Origin of the sequence: Tardiphaga sp. 37S4 (assembly GCF_021044645.1) — a bacterium.
Taxonomy (GTDB): domain Bacteria; phylum Pseudomonadota; class Alphaproteobacteria; order Rhizobiales; family Xanthobacteraceae; genus Tardiphaga; species Tardiphaga robiniae.
The window spans coordinates 1,832,294-1,846,754 of the sequence record NZ_CP088008.1; the positions used below are offsets into that span (position 1 = coordinate 1,832,294).

The window sequence follows — 14,461 nt, forward strand, 5'->3', positions numbered from 1 at the left end:
CGATTTACGGGTCTTAGCCCGGAAAGAAGCGGTTTTCGGGCCGTGGTAGCCCCAAATTCTCGCGGAGCGTCCGGCCTTCATACTCCCTGCGGAAAATCCCGCGCTTCTGGAGTTCCGGGATCACCCGGTCGACGAAGTCGTTCAGCCCCTCCGGCAGGTACGGGAACATGATGTTGAAGCCGTCGGAGGCTTCGGTTTCCAGCCATTCCTGCATCTCGTCGGCGATGGTCTGGGGCGTGCCCACGAAGGCCGAGCCGCCATAGCCGCCGAGGCGCTGGGCAAGCTGGCGCACGGTCAGGTTCTCGCGCCGGGCGAGGGCGATGACGCGCTCGCGGCCGCTCTTGCTGGCATTGGTTTCGGGAATCTCGGGCAGCGGGCCATCCGGATCGAAGATGGAGGCATCGGTGCCGAGGTTGATCGAGAGCGAGGCGATGGCGTTGGCGTAATGCACCTTGCTGTCGAGCAGTGCGCGTTTCTCTTTGGCTTCATCCACGCTGTCGCCGACCACCACGAAGGCGCCGGGCAGGATCTTGAGATGGTCGCGGTCGCGGCCGAGCGCGGCCATGCGGCCCTTGATATCGGCATAGAGCTTTTGCGCTTCGCCGATCGGACCGCCGCCGGTGAACACGGCTTCCGCTGTTTCGGCAGCGAGCTGCTTGCCGTCTTCGGACGCGCCGGCCTGCACGATCACCGGCCAGCCCTGCACGGGCCGGGCGATATTCAGCGGGCCGCGGACCGAGAGATACGGGCCCTTGTGATCGAGCACATGCATCTTCTCGGGATCCATGAAAATGCCGGTCTCGACATTGCGGATGAAGGCATCGTCGGCAAAGGAATCCCACAGGCCGGTGACCACATCATAGAACTCGCGCGCGCGCTTGTAGCGCTCGGCATGCTCCATGTGATCGTCCAGGCCGAAGTTGAGCGCGGCATCGGGGTTCGACGTTGTCACGATATTCCAGCCGGCGCGTCCGCCCGAGATGTGATCCAGCGAGGCAAAGCGGCGGGCGACGTGATAGGGCGCGTCAAAGGTGGTGGAGCCGGTGGCGACGAGGCCGATATTGTCGGTGACGGCGGCCAGCGCCGACAACAGCGTGAACGGCTCGAACGACGTCACCGTGTGGCTGCGCTTGAGCGCCTCGACCGGCATGTTCAGCACGGCAAGATGATCGGCCATGAAGAAGGCGTCGAACTTGCCGGCCTCAAGCTTGCGGATCATCTGTTTGAGGAAGGGAAAGTTGAAGTTGGCGTCAGGCTGAGCGCCCGGATAGCGCCATGCGCCGGTGTGGATGCTGATCGGGCGCATGAAGGCCCCGAGCTTCAACTGACGCTTCGCCATCTGGAATTCCCCGTGATGCTGGTCGGGAACAGATAGGGACGCCGACGCGCGCAGGTAGATGCTGCTCACGAGAAGATTATTGCGATTTGTGGATTATCTGCAGAACCTCATCCTGAGGAGCGGCGTCTTCGCCGCGTCTCGAAGGATGGAGGCCGGCGCTCATGGTTCGAGACGGCGCTGAAGTAGCGCCTCCTCACCATGAGGACGGAGCTCACACCCGCTTCGGATTCAGCGTCGGGTCCATCGCGAATTGCGTTTCCAGGTAGTCGATCATGGCGCGGGTCTTCTGCGGCACGAAGCGGCGCGAGGGATAGACCGCGCTGATCGGCACCGGTTTCGGTTCGAAGGCTTCGAGCAACACAATGAGACGACCGGTCTCGATCTCATCCCTGAAATGCCAGATCGGCACAAACCCGATACCGAGGCCGGACATCACGGCTTCGCGAATGCCTTCCGAACTCTGGGTGCGCACCGGCCCCGTGGCTTCGATAGCGATCGGGCCGTCCGGACTTTCGAAGCGCCAGGTCACGCCGCCGGTGAAGCGCGTATAGGGGATGCAATCATGCCCGATGAGATCGTTCGGATGCGCAGGCAGCGTCTTGCCGCGCAGATAGGACGGCGACGCCACGAGGATGCGGCGTGTCACGCCGATCTTCCTGGCGATCAGGTTCGGGTCGGTCACGACGCCGGAGCGGATCGCGAGATCGATGCCGTCCTCGACCAGATCGCTGAAGCCGTCACTCATCACGAGGTCGACACTGACGTCGGGGTAGCGCGCCAGAAAGCCCTTGAGATGCGGGATCACCCGCAGCCGCCCGAACACCACCGGGAGGGCCAGTTGCAACGTGCCTGATGGTCTGGCCCGGCGGCGTCCCACGGCACCCTCGGCCTCGGCAACGGCTTCCAGCGCCAGTTTGGCGCGCTCATAGAAGCTGCGGCCGTCATCGGTGAGCGTCAGTTTGCGCGTGGTGCGGGTGAACAATCGGGTGCCGAGATGGTCTTCCAGCGTTGCCACTTGGCGGCTGACGGTCGGCTGGCTGGAATTCTGTTCCTCAGCCACACGGGTGAATGAGCCCGCTTCGACGACACGGATGAAAGCCTGGAAAAGGGCGACGGTATCGGTCATTCATTCATAATACGGATAAATAATATCCGAACAAGCCCATAACCGCTAGTGAGCGAATGGACGATGTTCTCCATGTCGGACGGCGATGGCGCCGCCCCAGATCAAATGGAGAGCATCATGACCCGCAAACTCGAAGGCAAAATTGCAGTCGTCACCGGTGGCAGCGCCGGCATCGGTCTGGCCGCCGCGCAGCGCTTTATCGACGAAGGTGCCACCGTGTTCATCACCGGCCGCCGCCAGGCCGAACTCGATGCCGCCGTGAAGCAGCTCGGACCGAAGGCCGTCGGCGTGCAGGCGGACGCTGCCAAGCTCGCCGATCTCGCGCATCTGTTCGATACGGTGAAGGCTGCCAAGGGCAAGATCGACGTGTTGTTCGCCAATGCCGGCGGCTATGAATTGAGCGCGTTCGGCCAGATCACCGAAGACGTCTATGACAAGATGTTCGACATCAATGTGAAGGGCGTCCTGTTCACGGTGCAGCAGGCACTGCCGCTGCTCTCCGACGGCGCCTCGGTGGTTCTCACCGGCTCGGTGTCGGGATCGAAGGGCATGGAGTCCTTCAGCGTCTACAACGCCACCAAGGCAGCGATCCGCTCGTTCGCGCGCAGCTGGACCTCGGACCTCAAGGCGCGCAAAATTCGCGTGAATGTCGTCAGCCCCGGACCGATCCAGACCCCCGGCCTCGACGTCTTCGCCAATGACGATGTGAAGGGCTACCTCAAGACCATCGTGCCGCTCGGCCGTCTCGGTACCGCGGACGAAGTCGCGAAGGCGGTTCTGTTCCTGGCATCGGATGACTCCAGCTTCGTCGCCGGCGCAGAATTGTTCGTCGACGGTGGTCTCGCTCAGATCTGACGATGGGCTTGGCAGAGCAGAAAGGCGCCGCGTATGCGGCGTCTTCTCGTGTCAGAAACTGTGCATGTGTGCGCTGGCGCGATACTCGCTCGCCATCAGCTCTTCGTTTTCAGCAACCTGAATCCACGAGATGGCGAGTTGTAGCAATGCACGAATTTTGCGTGGGTCAGCTTCCACGCTGGCGCGCTGGCTGAGTGCCGACGCCTTGCGACGATATTCCAGTGACGCGCGCGTAAATGTCGAAGACTCGACCTGCGGCGTCCAATTCATCTGTCCCATAACTGGGAATTCCTGTGAGCAAGACAACGGTAGCTTACCGTGCCTCACCAGTTATCCCACTACGGAAACAGTTAGAATTAGAATAGATCGAAAAGCGAGACCTCTTACTTGATTAACTCAGCTTTCGCTGGGCAGCATATCGAGTTGCATCTTGCCGCTGTACCAATGGAAGAAGGGCAGCGGCGCGTCGTGACGGAGCGGGCCGGTGGCGAGACGCTGCTGCAATTGATTGAGCACGTTCTTCGTCATTGCGTGCGCGTCGGCGAGATGTGCGGAGCCGAGTTCGACCCAGACCAGTTCCACCAGTTCGGCATCGGCATGCACGACGCCCTCGACGCGATGCGCGATCGACGATGCATCTGCTGTGAAGAAACGCGTATCGAAGCGCTTGATACGGCCGGGTGGTGTGATGGCGCGCGCAATCAGAAACAGGCCCGAGGGATCGGGCAGGAGACCTGCATCGCTAAAAGCTTCCCATACGCCGGGGAGCTTCCTGGTCGCGCCATCAACCTTGCGGCCGAGGCAGAGGCCGGTTTCTTCACAGGCTTCGCGGATCGCGGCGACAGCGAGCGAACGCGCGCGCGACGGCGGCGTCTTCGGGCTGCCTTTCATCAGGTTGGCTTCAAGCTCCGGCGGCAAAGGTGCAGCCACCGGAATCTTGTTGTCGGTCGTGTCGACACTGCCGCCGGGGAAGACGAACTTGCCGGGCATGAACACGACCTTGTCGTGACGCTTGCCGACAAGCACTTTCGGAATCGGGCCGGAGCGATCGACCAGCATCAGCGTCGCAGCGTCGCGCGGACGCTTATAGGGATGGTGGTCGGCTTCCTTGCCGATCTCGACTGCGTCGCTCATTCCGTCTCCTGAAATTCTTCTTATTACGTGCTGTTCAAGGGGACGGAGAACGTATCAGTCAGCCGGGCCGTCGCCAAATCCGTGCATGCGGAATGCCCACTGCAATCCCACCACGGCGCCCTTGACCGGCTGCAACAACAACAGCGACGCGATCAGTGTGATCGGCAGGTAGATCGCAAGTTGCAGCGCGACCGATGGCGAGTAGTTGGTCTCGATCCACAATGCGATCGGCACGACGATGTGACCCACGATGACGATCACGAGATAGGCGGGAAGATCATCGGCGCGGTGCGCGGAGAAATCCTGTCCGCACTTGTCGCAGTGATCTGCGGTTTTCAGGAAGGCGCGAAACATCTTGCCTTCGCCGCAGTTCGGGCAGCGACAGGCGAAGCCGCGCTTCATTGCGGTCCACACATTGCGTTTGGCGGAGGAATCCAGCGTCGCGCTCCAGATCTTCGGTGTGGTCAATGTCATCATGACTTTACCCCTTTTTCGGCTTGCCGGGGTTACCACCGGCGCGAGCCTTGTCAGCTTTGGCAGCCTGCCGGGCATTGCGACCGGGTTTGGCTTTCTTGGGCGCCTTGACCTTCTTCGACGATTTGAACTTTGTCGGACCAGAAGGTTTGGCACCCGGATGACGCGGCCGGTCTGCAGCGTCATTGCTGCGGGCATGTTCGCGTCGGCGGTTCCGTGGGGCGGTATTGCCCTCGGAGAGCATTTCGAACCGCAAGGCACCAGCAACGGGAGCGGCTTCGACCAGACGGACATCGACGACGTCGCCCAACCGATGCATGGCACCACTGCGTGTACCGACGAGGGCGTGGCGAGCTTCGTCATAGTTGAAGTATTCGGTGCCCAACGTGCGGATCGGGATCAGGCCATCGGCGCCGGTCTCGGTCAATCGGACAAAGAGTCCAGCCCTGGTGACGCCGGAGATCCGGCCCCGGAAGGTGGCGCCGATCTTGTCGGCCAAAAAGTGCGCAATCAGCCGGTCGGAGGTCTCGCGTTCGGCCTTCATGGCCCGGCGTTCGGTGGCCGAAATCTGCGCCGAGATTTCGCTCAGCGTTTCCACGGTTTCCGTCTCGGGCAGTGCGCCTTCGCCAAGCCCGAGCGCACGGATCAGTGCGCGATGTACGATCAGATCTGCGTATCGCCTGATAGGCGAGGTAAAATGCGCGTAGCGGCGCAGGTTCAGACCGAAATGTCCGTAATTCTCGGCGGCATATTCCGCCTGGGCTTGCGAGCGCAAAACCACTTCATTCACCAGCGGTTCGGAATCCTGACCTTTGACCTGTGACAGCACCCGGTTGAATACCGATGGCCGCAATGCGCCCGCTTTGGCGAATGGCATGTCGAGGGTCTTGAGGAATTCCTGCAGGTTGTGAACCTTCTCCACCGAAGGCTCATCATGTACCCGATAGATAAGCGGCAGAGCCTTCTTTTCAAGCGTTTCGGCTGCGGCGACGTTGGCCAGGATCATGAACTCTTCGATGAGCTTATGCGCGTCGAGCCGCTCCGGTACGATGACGCGATCGACGGTACCGTCCTTCTTCAGCAGGATTTTTCGCTCTGGGATGTCGAGATCGAGCGGATCGCGTTCGTCGCGCGCGAGCTTCACCTGTGCATAGGCCGCGTAAAGCGGCTTCAGGATCGGTTCGAGCAGCGGGCCGGTAGTATCGTCGGGATGGCCATCGATGGCGGCTTGCGCCTGTGCGTAATTCAGCTTGGCCGCCGAGCGCATCAGGATGCGATGGAACGTGTGCGACTTCTTGCGGCCATCGACTGATATCACCATGCGTACGGCGAGCGCGCCGCGCGGCTCGCCCGGCACCAGCGAACACAGGTCGTTGGAGATGCGCTCCGGCAACATCGGTACGACGCGGTCGGGGAAGTAGACCGAGTTGCCTCGGATCAGCGCATCGCGGTCGAGGGCTGAGCCGGGACGCACATAGAAAGCGACATCGGCGATGGCGACGGTGACGATGTATCCACCTGCATTGTGCGGATCGGGATCGAGCTCGGCATAGACGGCGTCGTCATGATCCTTTGCGTCCGGCGGATCGATGGTGACCAGCGGCACGTCGCGCCAGTCTTCGCGTCCTTGCAATGTCGCAGGCTGCGCGGCTTCCGCTTCCTTCAGCGCATCGCGGGAGAACGCCTGCGGGATATCGTGGGAATGGATCGCGATCAGGCTGACCGCTTTCTCGGAGGAGAGTGAACCGAGCCGTTCCTTCACCTTGCCGGAGCCGAGGCCATAGCCACGCGTACGAATGAGATCGACACTGACGAGATCGCCGTCCTCGGCGCCGTTGGCGTCTGACGCGGCGATGTTGAGTTCGCGCCCGGCCTGCTTCTTGTCGACCGGGATCAATCGTCCGCCGCCATTCGGCAGCGCGCGATAGATGCCGAGCAGGCGTGTGCGGGCACCTTCGAGCACCCGCACGACGCGGCCCTGATAGCTGGCTAACTCGCCATCGTTCTCGATCTTCTCGATACGCAACAATGCGCGGTCACCGACACCGGCGGCGGTGCCGGGCAGGGGACGGCGCGGCGTGTGAATGCGAATTTTTGGTACGACGCCGTCTGCCTCGTCCCATTCGACAGGCGTGGCGATCAACTCGCCATCGGCATCACGCGAGGTGATGTCGACCAGCACTGTCGGTGGCAGCGCTGCGGGCTCGCGCACGCTGCGGCCTTTCTTGGCGATGGCGCCTTCGTCGGCGAGTTCGCGCAGCATGCGCTTGAGCTCGACACGGGCGGCGTTCTTCAGTCCGAATTCACGCGCGATCTCGCGAGTGCCGATCTTGCCGGGATACGCGCGAACGAACGCGACGATGGCATCCCTGGTTGGAAAGCTGTTGTCGCGTTTCTTGTTCACAATTATCCGTTCTAGCCAGCGCTCTTCTTCGCGACCGTTTTCGCGGCCTTCTTCTTGGCAGGCGATGTCTTCGCCTTCACCGGCGCGCGCGCTTTGCTGGCGGCAGCCGTTTCAGCCTTTGGCTTTGCCGCGGCTTTCTTCGCAACGGCCTTCTTGGCCGCCGGCTTCTTCTCGGCCGCGTCGGCCTTCTTGGCGACGGCCTTCTTCGCCGGTGCTTTCTTGGCGCCGCGCTTCGGCTTGATGCCGCCCTTGGCCACACGCTCGTCGATCAGCGCGATGGCCTCTTCGAGCGTGATCGTCTCCTGCGTCTTGTCGCTCGGGATCGTCGCATTGACGCCGCCCGCGGTGACATAGGCGCCATAACGCCCGCCCTTCACGGCAACGCCGCCGAGGGTCGGATGGTCGCCGAGTGGCTTGCCGGGATCGGCGCCGAAACGACGGCCTGATGGACCCTTGGCGATTTTCTCGGCGATCAGCGTGACCGCGCGGTTGAGGCCGATATCGAACACTTCGTCGCCGGCCTCGAGGCTGGCATAGGTCTTCTCATGTTTCACGAACGGCCCGAAACGGCCGAGGCCTGCGGTGATCGGCTCGCCGGTCTCCGGATGCTTGCCGATCTCGCGCGGCAGCGACAGGAGCTTGAGTGCCAGATCGAGTTCGACATCGCTGGGCGACGTGTTCTTCGGAATGCCGGCACGCTTCGGCTTCTCGCCTTCTTCGTAATCCTTGGCGTCGCCAAGCTGGATATAGGGCCCGAAACGTCCGGCCTTCACCGCGACTTCGAGACCTGACACCGGATCGGGGCCGAGCACGCGATCGGCGTTGGCACCGCTATCGGCGGCGAGCGGACGCGTGTAGCGGCATTCCGGATAATTCGTGCAGCCGACGAAGGCGCCGAACTTGCCGGCCTTCAGATTGAGACGACCGGTGCCGCAGGTCGGGCACTGGCGCGGATCGCCGCCATCTTCGCGCGGTGCGTAGATGTGCGGGCCGAGCATCTCGTCGAGCGCGTCGAGCACCTGCGCCACGCGCAGATCCTTGATCTCGTTCACGGCGCCGATGAAGTCGGTCCAGAAATCCTTGAGCACCTGCTGCCAGGAAATCTCGTTGTTGGAGATCCTGTCGAGGTTCTCTTCCAGCGCCGCGGTGAAATCGTATTCCACATATTTGGCGAAGAAGTTTTCGAGGAAGGCGACGACGACGCGGCCCTTGTCCTCGCCATAGAGGCGCTTCTTTTCGAGCCGAACGTAGCCGCGATCCTTCAGCACCTGCAGGATCGATGCATAGGTCGAGGGACGGCCGATGCCGAGCTCTTCCATGCGCTTGACCAGCGATGCTTCCGAGAAGCGCGGCGGCGGTTCGGTGAAATGCTGGGTAACCGCGAGGTTTTCTTTCTTCAGCGCTTCGCCTTCGCTCATGGCGGGCAGGCGGCGTGAATCTTCATCCTCGGCGTCGTCGTCCTTGCCTTCCTGATAGACCGCAAGGAAACCATCGAACTTCACGACCTGACCGGTGGCGCGCAATTCGAGCAGGCGCGATCCTGCCTTGGCAGCGATATCGACGGTGGTGCGCTCCATCTCGGCGGATTCCATCTGGCTGGCGATGGTGCGCATCCAGATCAATTCATAAAGCCGCGACTGATCGTTATCGAGACGGCCGCGCAGGCTCGCCGGGCGACGCGACATATCGGTCGGACGGATCGCTTCGTGCGCTTCCTGCGCGTTCTTGGCCTTGCTCGTATATTGCCGCGCGGCGTCCGGCACATATTGCTTGCCGTAGTCTTCGCCGATGACAGAGCGGGCCTGCGTGATGGCGGAGGGGTCGATCTGCACGCCGTCGGTTCGCATATAGGTGATGAGACCGGTGGTCTCGCCGCCGATGTCGATGCCTTCATACAGACGCTGCGCGATGCGCATGGTGTGCGCGGGTGCAAAGCCGAGCTTGCGGCTGGCTTCCTGCTGCAGCGTCGAGGTCGTGAACGGCGCCTGCGGATTGCGGCGCGCGGGTTTTGCGTCGACCGTGGAGACCGTGAAGTTTGCGGCTTCGATGGCCTTCTTGAAGTCCTCGGCTTCGGCGCCGGTGCCGATATCGAGACGCTGGATCTTCTTGCCGTCAGCGCCGACCAAGCGGGCTTCGAAACTCTCGCCGCGCGGCGTCGCCAGCGTGGTCACCAGCGACCAGTATTCGCGCGGGATGAACTTCTCGATTTCCTGCTCGCGGTCGCAGACCAGGCGCAGCGCGACCGATTGCACGCGGCCGGCGGAGCGGGCGCCGGGCAGCTTGCGCCACAGCACAGGAGAAAGCGTAAAGCCCACCAGATAATCGAGTGCACGGCGCGCCATATAGGCGTCGACCAGTGCGCCATCGATCTCGCGCGGGTTCTTCATCGCGTCGGTAACGGCCTGCTTGGTGATCGCGTTGAACACCACGCGTTCGATTTTCTGGTCCTTCAGCGCGCGCTTCTGCTTGAGGACTTCGAGCACGTGCCACGAGATCGCTTCGCCTTCGCGATCAGGGTCGGTCGCGAGAATGAGCTTGTCGGCGCCTTTGACGGCCTTGGCGATGTCGTTCAGCCGGCTGGCGGCCTTGGGGTCGATCTCCCAGATCATCTGGAAATTGGCGTCGGGATCGACCGATCCGTTCTTGGCGGGAAGGTCGCGGACATGGCCGAACGACGCCAGGACTTCATAGTCCTTGCCCAGATACTTGTTGATCGTCTTGGCCTTTGAAGGCGACTCGACAATGACGAGATTCATGTGATTCCAATAACTTACAGGGGGAATCCGGCTTGGGTCTGCGAGAGTCGCGCCAGCCGTTTCGCGGCGAACATGGGTGCGAAGGGGTCCCGTGTCAAATCGTGAGTTGTTGATGGCCGCGTCTGTTGGTTCCCAATAACTTACCAATGGTTGTAAAATGCAACCATTGGGGGTATAATTTGATGCTTCTTTGGTGCTGATTTCGCCCGGACTGCCCGGGTAGGGAATGCCTATGACACCGCCCATTCCGGACGATCAGGCGCAGGGCGATGGCGGGCCCGAGGAGGCGACTCTTTATATAAAGAGTGCGGTCCGCGATCTGTCGCGGATGGCGCGCCGCCATCGCCACGACATGCTCGCTTACTTGCTCGATATGGCGCATCTCGAAACCGAGGAGATCCTGCGGCTGCAAGGACTGCGCAAGCCCTCAGGCCGTTGAGGGCACAATCGTAGTGTCGCCATAGCCGAGCAGCCTGCCGTCGGCCGCATGCAGTTCCAGCTTCTTGATCTGCTTGCCACTCTTGCGATCGACCATGATGGTCGTCGGTTCGCCGGGCTTGAACGCATAATCCTCGCCCCACTGGCGCAGCGCCACCATGATTGGATGAACCGCCTGGCCTTTCGGGGTCAGGACATAGTCCTGATAGGCGCTGCCGTCGGCTGCCGGCTCCAGTTTCAGGATGCCGTCCTCCACGAGGGCTTTCAGCCTGACGGCGAGAATGTTCTTCGCCAGTCCGAGACTCTTCTGGAATTCGCCGAAGCGGCGCGCGCCCAGCATGGCGTCGCGGATGATCATCATCGTCCAGCAGTCGCCGATCACCTCCATGGATCGGGCGACCGGGCAGGTGGAGTCCTTGAGACTGGTGCGTTTGGCCATGCGACTTTCCAGTGGCGGGAAAAAGAATGCAGTGATTAGCGGACATGTGGTTGCATTATGAAACCATCCGCCCTAAATGGCAATGTGGTTTTAAAAAGCAACCACTTGATCATCAGGAGATCACCATGCGTTTGGCGAACAAGACGGCGCTCATCACGGGCGGCAATAGCGGTATCGGACTGACCACGGCGAAGCTCTTCGTCGCTGAGGGCGCCAAGGTGGCCATCACTGGTCGCGACAAGGCGAGGCTCGACGCGGCGGTGGCCGAACTCGGCCCGAATGCGATCGGCATCGTGGCTGATGCGACTGACATTGCTGCCACCGAGAATGCCGTGGCCAAAGCTGTCGAGAAATTCGGCAAGCTCGACATCGTATTCGCCAATGCAGGCATCAGCGCGCACACGCCAGTGGGTGGCACCGCGCTCGATGTGTTCGAGTCCGTCTTGAAGACCAACATCACCGCGGTATTCTTCACCGTGCAGGCAGCCGTCGCGCATCTCAACGATGGCGCGTCGATCATTCTCAACGGTTCGGTGATCTCCGTGCTCGGAAATCCCGGCTATGCCGCCTATGCGGCGAGCAAGGCCGGCGTGCGCGCGATGGCCCGCGTGATGGCGTCCGAGCTGTCGCCGCGCAACATCCGCGTCAATGTCGTCTCGCCCGGTGGCACGACGACACCGATCTGGGATCGCACCGCGCCGACGCCGGAAGCCAAGGTGGCGCTGGAAGCCAGGATTTCGCAGACCATTCCGCTCGGCCGCTTCGGCAAGCCTGAAGAGGTCGCCAAGACGGTGCTGTTTCTGGCATCCGACGATTCGTCGAACGTGCAGGGGGCGGAGATCTTTGTCGATGGCGGCGTCACGTCGTCGCCAGCCGGCGCGCCGGCGTTTCGTGGCTGATCGCTGATCAAACAGTACAAGAGTGCCGGCGTCTCTCGAATGTGTTCGAGGTACGTCGGTATCTCTTGAAGATAATGTTGGATGCGCTGAACCATTGTGGCTACCGGTCAGACATTCGAAGCGGGCTGGAGCGACGCACAGGAGGCCACATGACCAAAGTCGCGCGCATCTCCGAACCTGCGGTCGTTTCTGCACGTACCGAAAGTCACCCACTCGCTACGGTCGCACTGTTTAGCGCAATCGGCCTGTTGATCTCGTTGAGCGTTTTGTTGCTCGATAAATATGTGCCGGGTGAGTGGTTCTGAGGTCTCGCTTCCCGACGAGCAAGGCCGCTTGAACCGGCAGGCCGGTTCAAGCTCGCTATGGGAGTGTTGGGTTAAGCTGCGTGCAGATCTGTCGCTGCCTGCAAGGCACCGGCAACGGCTTTCTCGCGTAGCTCCGGTCCCATCATGATGCCGTCGGCGGCGATGAATTCGAGATTGGTGACGCCGATGAAGCCGAACACCCAGCGCAGATAGGTTTCGAGATGTTCGCCGGCAGCCGTGGGCATGTCCGCGCCGTAGAAGCCGCCGCGTGAAATGGCGACGATGACGCGCTTGCTGCCCGCGAGGCCTTCGGCACCCTTGTCGCCGTATTTGAATGTCTTGCCGGCGACGAGGATGCGATCAATCCACGCCTTGAGCTGGCTCGGAATGGTGAAGTTGTACATTGGTGCGCCGATCACCACGATATCGGCAGCAAGAAACTCCTCCAGCACGGCACTACCGGCGGCGAGATCGGGCTGAAGCGCCGCATCGGGCGCTGCGCCCTGCGCGACGGCGAGATGGGAGCCGGACAGATGCGCCAGCGGCGTGGTGGTGAGATCGCGATAGGTGGTCTCAAGGCCAGGATTGGCCTTGGCCAGCCGGTCGGTAATGGCGGCGGAAACCTGCCGGCTGACGGAGTGGGGCCCGAGCACGCTGGAATCGATATGGAGCAGTTTCATGTGGTCACCTCATGGTATAGGTTTGTAACTGACGCTACATGAGTGACTGGCTGAAACCGCACAAGAAGGCACAATTTTGAAACCCGAGCACAAAAAGGTGCCTGCTTTGCCGGCGATTCCGCATCAGGAGAGCGACTGTCGCGGCGTCGCCTCGGTGCTGGCGCGGGTCGGCGACAAATGGAGCGTGCTGGTGATCATGCTGCTCAGGGACGGCCCGCGGCGCTTCAACGAATTGAAGCGCATGATCGGAGGCATCTCGCAGCGGATGCTGACTCTCACGCTGCGCGGGCTCGAACGCGACGGTCTAGTGACGCGTACCGTGTTTCCGACTGTGCCCCCGCGTGTAGACTATGAACTCACGGATCTCGGCCGAGGCCTGAGCGATCCGGTCATAAAGCTCGGCGAATGGGCGCAGCAACATCTGCCCGATATCGACACCGCACGAAAAAACTTCGACGGGCGCAATTCGGAAGACTGAGTCCTCAGATCATCGACACCAGCCCGCCGCCATGGCGCTCCAGCCGTCCGGCAAGCTCGAGCTCCAGCAGCACGATGCGGACGGTGGCGGCCGACGTGCCGGCGAGGCGGATGAGGTCGTCGATGCCGACCGGGCTTGGACCGAGCAATGCGATCACGCGTGCGCGGTCGCTGCTGTCTGGTTCATCGAATGACGTGACATCATCAGGTTCACGGCTCGGCAATTCGATCGGCCGCTCCATGATCGGCGCGACCGCATTGATGACGTCGGATGCTTCGGTGACCAGCGCCGCGCCTTGCTTGATGAGGTCGTTGGTGCCGGCGGCGCGGGGATCGAGCGGCGAGCCCGGCACGGCAAACACTTCGCGGCCCTGTTCGGCAGCCATCCGCGCCGTGATCAGCGAGCCCGAGCGATGCGCCGCTTCGATGACCACGACGCCGAGTGCGGCGCCCGAGATCAGGCGGTTGCGGCGGGGAAAATCGCGGGCGCGCGGGACATGGCCGAGCGGCATCTCCGAAATCGCGCCGCCGTTGTCCAGCAGGGCGAACAGCAGGTCCTCATGTTCGGGCGGATAGATCTTGTCATGACCGCCAGCCAGCACAGCCACGGTGCCGCCATTCAGACTGGCGCGATGCGCGGCCTGATCGATGCCGCGTGCGAGGCCCGACACGATCACGAAACCGGCATCGCCGAGATCGCGCGCCAATCTCTCCGCGAATTTCAGTCCTGCACCGGACGCATTGCGTGAGCCGACGATGGCGATCATCGGCCGCATCAGCGTGTCCACTTTTCCGCGTGTGCCGAGAAGCGGCGGTGCATCGTCGATCCCCGCCAGGCGCGGCGGATAGCCGGGCTCGCTAGGTGCAACGAGCGTGGTGCCGATCTTGCGTCCGAGGTCGAGTTCACGCTGGGCATCGTCAGCGCTGCAGATCCGGCCGGCGCGGGTCGCACCGCCGCGGCGCGCCAGATCGGGCAGTCGCTCCAGCGCGGCGCGTGCGCTGCCGAAATGGTTGATCAGCGATCGAAAAGTACGCGGCCCCACATTGTCGCTGCGGATCAGCCGCAACCAGTCGAGCCGCTGGGCGTCCGTGAGCTGTGTGCTGCCCTGTGAGATGCTGTCCAAGCCATGCTCCC

Annotated in this window: 15 protein-coding genes; 5 read left to right on the forward strand and 10 right to left on the reverse strand. The window is 62.2% G+C overall.

The annotated features are described in order from the left end of the window. Window positions 1-13: 13 nt before the first annotated feature. Window positions 14-1,339 (reverse strand): LLM class flavin-dependent oxidoreductase, encoded by a 1,326-nt coding sequence (locus tag LPB73_RS08920; RefSeq protein ID WP_231080335.1) that lies wholly within the window; start codon window positions 1,337-1,339, stop codon window positions 14-16. A 211-nt stretch (window positions 1,340-1,550) separates the two neighbouring features. Then, window positions 1,551-2,465, reverse strand: coding sequence for a LysR family transcriptional regulator (locus LPB73_RS08925; protein WP_231080336.1), 915 nt, complete (start codon window positions 2,463-2,465; stop codon window positions 1,551-1,553). Between the two features lie 117 nt (window positions 2,466-2,582). On the opposite strand from LPB73_RS08925, the gene LPB73_RS08930 reads away from it, so the two are divergent. Beyond that, window positions 2,583-3,320 (forward strand): SDR family oxidoreductase, encoded by a 738-nt coding sequence (locus tag LPB73_RS08930; RefSeq protein ID WP_089264610.1) that lies wholly within the window; start codon window positions 2,583-2,585, stop codon window positions 3,318-3,320. A gap of 51 nt (window positions 3,321-3,371) precedes the next feature. Here LPB73_RS08930 and LPB73_RS08935 read toward each other — a convergent pair whose 3' ends face one another. From LPB73_RS08935 to topA, 5 genes are all read right to left on the reverse strand, one after another. Continuing rightward, the gene (locus LPB73_RS08935; protein WP_092144352.1) at window positions 3,372-3,599 is read right to left on the reverse strand and encodes a hypothetical protein; all 228 of its coding nucleotides are present in this window, start codon (window positions 3,597-3,599) and stop codon (window positions 3,372-3,374) included. A 117-nt stretch (window positions 3,600-3,716) separates the two neighbouring features. Beyond that, a complete protein-coding gene (locus LPB73_RS08940; RefSeq protein ID WP_184517759.1) occupies window positions 3,717-4,454 on the reverse strand; it encodes an NUDIX hydrolase in 738 nt (245 codons plus the stop codon). A 54-nt stretch (window positions 4,455-4,508) separates the two neighbouring features. Next, complete coding sequence (locus LPB73_RS08945; protein WP_089263757.1) at window positions 4,509-4,931, reverse strand: DUF983 domain-containing protein; 423 nt, start codon at window positions 4,929-4,931, stop codon at window positions 4,509-4,511. A gap of 4 nt (window positions 4,932-4,935) precedes the next feature. Next, window positions 4,936-7,332: a ribonuclease R gene (gene rnr / locus LPB73_RS08950; protein ID WP_231080337.1), complete on the reverse strand. Its 2,397-nt coding sequence runs from the start codon at window positions 7,330-7,332 to the stop codon at window positions 4,936-4,938. 11 nt (window positions 7,333-7,343) lie between these two features. Continuing rightward, the gene (topA, locus tag LPB73_RS08955) at window positions 7,344-10,088 is read right to left on the reverse strand and encodes a type I DNA topoisomerase (protein ID WP_231080338.1); all 2,745 of its coding nucleotides are present in this window, start codon (window positions 10,086-10,088) and stop codon (window positions 7,344-7,346) included. Window positions 10,089-10,320: 232 nt separating this feature from the next. Here topA and LPB73_RS08960 point away from each other — a divergent pair, with 232 nt between their 5' ends. Next, on the forward strand, window positions 10,321-10,527 hold the full coding sequence (locus LPB73_RS08960; RefSeq protein WP_231080339.1) for a hypothetical protein: 207 nt from the start codon (window positions 10,321-10,323) through the stop codon (window positions 10,525-10,527). Here LPB73_RS08960 and LPB73_RS08965 read toward each other — a convergent pair. Continuing rightward, the gene (locus tag LPB73_RS08965; protein ID WP_093761332.1) at window positions 10,516-10,965 is read right to left on the reverse strand and encodes a winged helix-turn-helix transcriptional regulator; all 450 of its coding nucleotides are present in this window, start codon (window positions 10,963-10,965) and stop codon (window positions 10,516-10,518) included. The genes LPB73_RS08960 and LPB73_RS08965 overlap by 12 nt on opposite strands. A 125-nt stretch (window positions 10,966-11,090) precedes the next feature. Between LPB73_RS08965 and LPB73_RS08970 the strand changes: the two genes are divergently transcribed. Together LPB73_RS08970 and LPB73_RS08975 are read left to right on the forward strand one after the other, a co-directional pair. Continuing rightward, window positions 11,091-11,864: a glucose 1-dehydrogenase gene (locus LPB73_RS08970; RefSeq protein ID WP_093761334.1), complete on the forward strand. Its 774-nt coding sequence runs from the start codon at window positions 11,091-11,093 to the stop codon at window positions 11,862-11,864. 149 nt (window positions 11,865-12,013) lie between these two features. Further along, window positions 12,014-12,169 (forward strand): hypothetical protein, encoded by a 156-nt coding sequence (locus LPB73_RS08975; RefSeq protein ID WP_231080340.1) that lies wholly within the window; start codon window positions 12,014-12,016, stop codon window positions 12,167-12,169. A 71-nt stretch (window positions 12,170-12,240) separates the two neighbouring features. Here the strand turns inward: LPB73_RS08975 and LPB73_RS08980 are convergent, their stop codons facing one another. Continuing rightward, entirely contained in the window at window positions 12,241-12,849 is a 609-nt protein-coding gene (locus LPB73_RS08980) for an FMN-dependent NADH-azoreductase (protein ID WP_120292059.1), read from the reverse strand. A 97-nt stretch (window positions 12,850-12,946) separates the two neighbouring features. Here LPB73_RS08980 and LPB73_RS08985 point away from each other — a divergent pair, with 97 nt between their 5' ends. Further along, entirely contained in the window at window positions 12,947-13,327 is a 381-nt protein-coding gene (locus LPB73_RS08985) for a winged helix-turn-helix transcriptional regulator (RefSeq protein WP_231080341.1), read from the forward strand. A gap of 4 nt (window positions 13,328-13,331) precedes the next feature. Here LPB73_RS08985 and dprA read toward each other — a convergent pair whose 3' ends face one another. Then, on the reverse strand, window positions 13,332-14,450 hold the full coding sequence (dprA, locus tag LPB73_RS08990; RefSeq protein WP_231080342.1) for a DNA-processing protein DprA: 1,119 nt from the start codon (window positions 14,448-14,450) through the stop codon (window positions 13,332-13,334). Between the last annotated feature and the right edge of the window lie 11 nt (window positions 14,451-14,461).

Excerpts from the sequence above, each read along its gene's own strand:
- LPB73_RS08920 (WP_231080335.1), bottom strand. The coding sequence starts at position 1,339 with ATGGCGAAGCGTCAGTTGAAGCTCGGGGCCTTCATGCGCCCGATCAGC.
- LPB73_RS08925 (WP_231080336.1), bottom strand. The coding sequence starts at position 2,465 with ATGACCGATACCGTCGCCCTTTTCCAGGCTTTCATCCGTGTCGTCGAA.
- LPB73_RS08930 (WP_089264610.1), top strand. The coding sequence starts at position 2,583 with ATGACCCGCAAACTCGAAGGCAAAATTGCAGTCGTCACCGGTGGCAGC.
- LPB73_RS08935 (WP_092144352.1), bottom strand. The coding sequence starts at position 3,599 with ATGGGACAGATGAATTGGACGCCGCAGGTCGAGTCTTCGACATTTACG.
- LPB73_RS08940 (WP_184517759.1), bottom strand. The coding sequence starts at position 4,454 with ATGAGCGACGCAGTCGAGATCGGCAAGGAAGCCGACCACCATCCCTAT.
- LPB73_RS08945 (WP_089263757.1), bottom strand. The coding sequence starts at position 4,931 with ATGATGACATTGACCACACCGAAGATCTGGAGCGCGACGCTGGATTCC.
- topA (WP_231080338.1), bottom strand. The coding sequence starts at position 10,088 with ATGAATCTCGTCATTGTCGAGTCGCCTTCAAAGGCCAAGACGATCAAC.
- LPB73_RS08960 (WP_231080339.1), top strand. The coding sequence starts at position 10,321 with ATGACACCGCCCATTCCGGACGATCAGGCGCAGGGCGATGGCGGGCCC.
- LPB73_RS08965 (WP_093761332.1), bottom strand. The coding sequence starts at position 10,965 with ATGGCCAAACGCACCAGTCTCAAGGACTCCACCTGCCCGGTCGCCCGA.
- LPB73_RS08970 (WP_093761334.1), top strand. The coding sequence starts at position 11,091 with ATGCGTTTGGCGAACAAGACGGCGCTCATCACGGGCGGCAATAGCGGT.
- LPB73_RS08975 (WP_231080340.1), top strand. The coding sequence starts at position 12,014 with ATGACCAAAGTCGCGCGCATCTCCGAACCTGCGGTCGTTTCTGCACGT.
- LPB73_RS08980 (WP_120292059.1), bottom strand. The coding sequence starts at position 12,849 with ATGAAACTGCTCCATATCGATTCCAGCGTGCTCGGGCCCCACTCCGTC.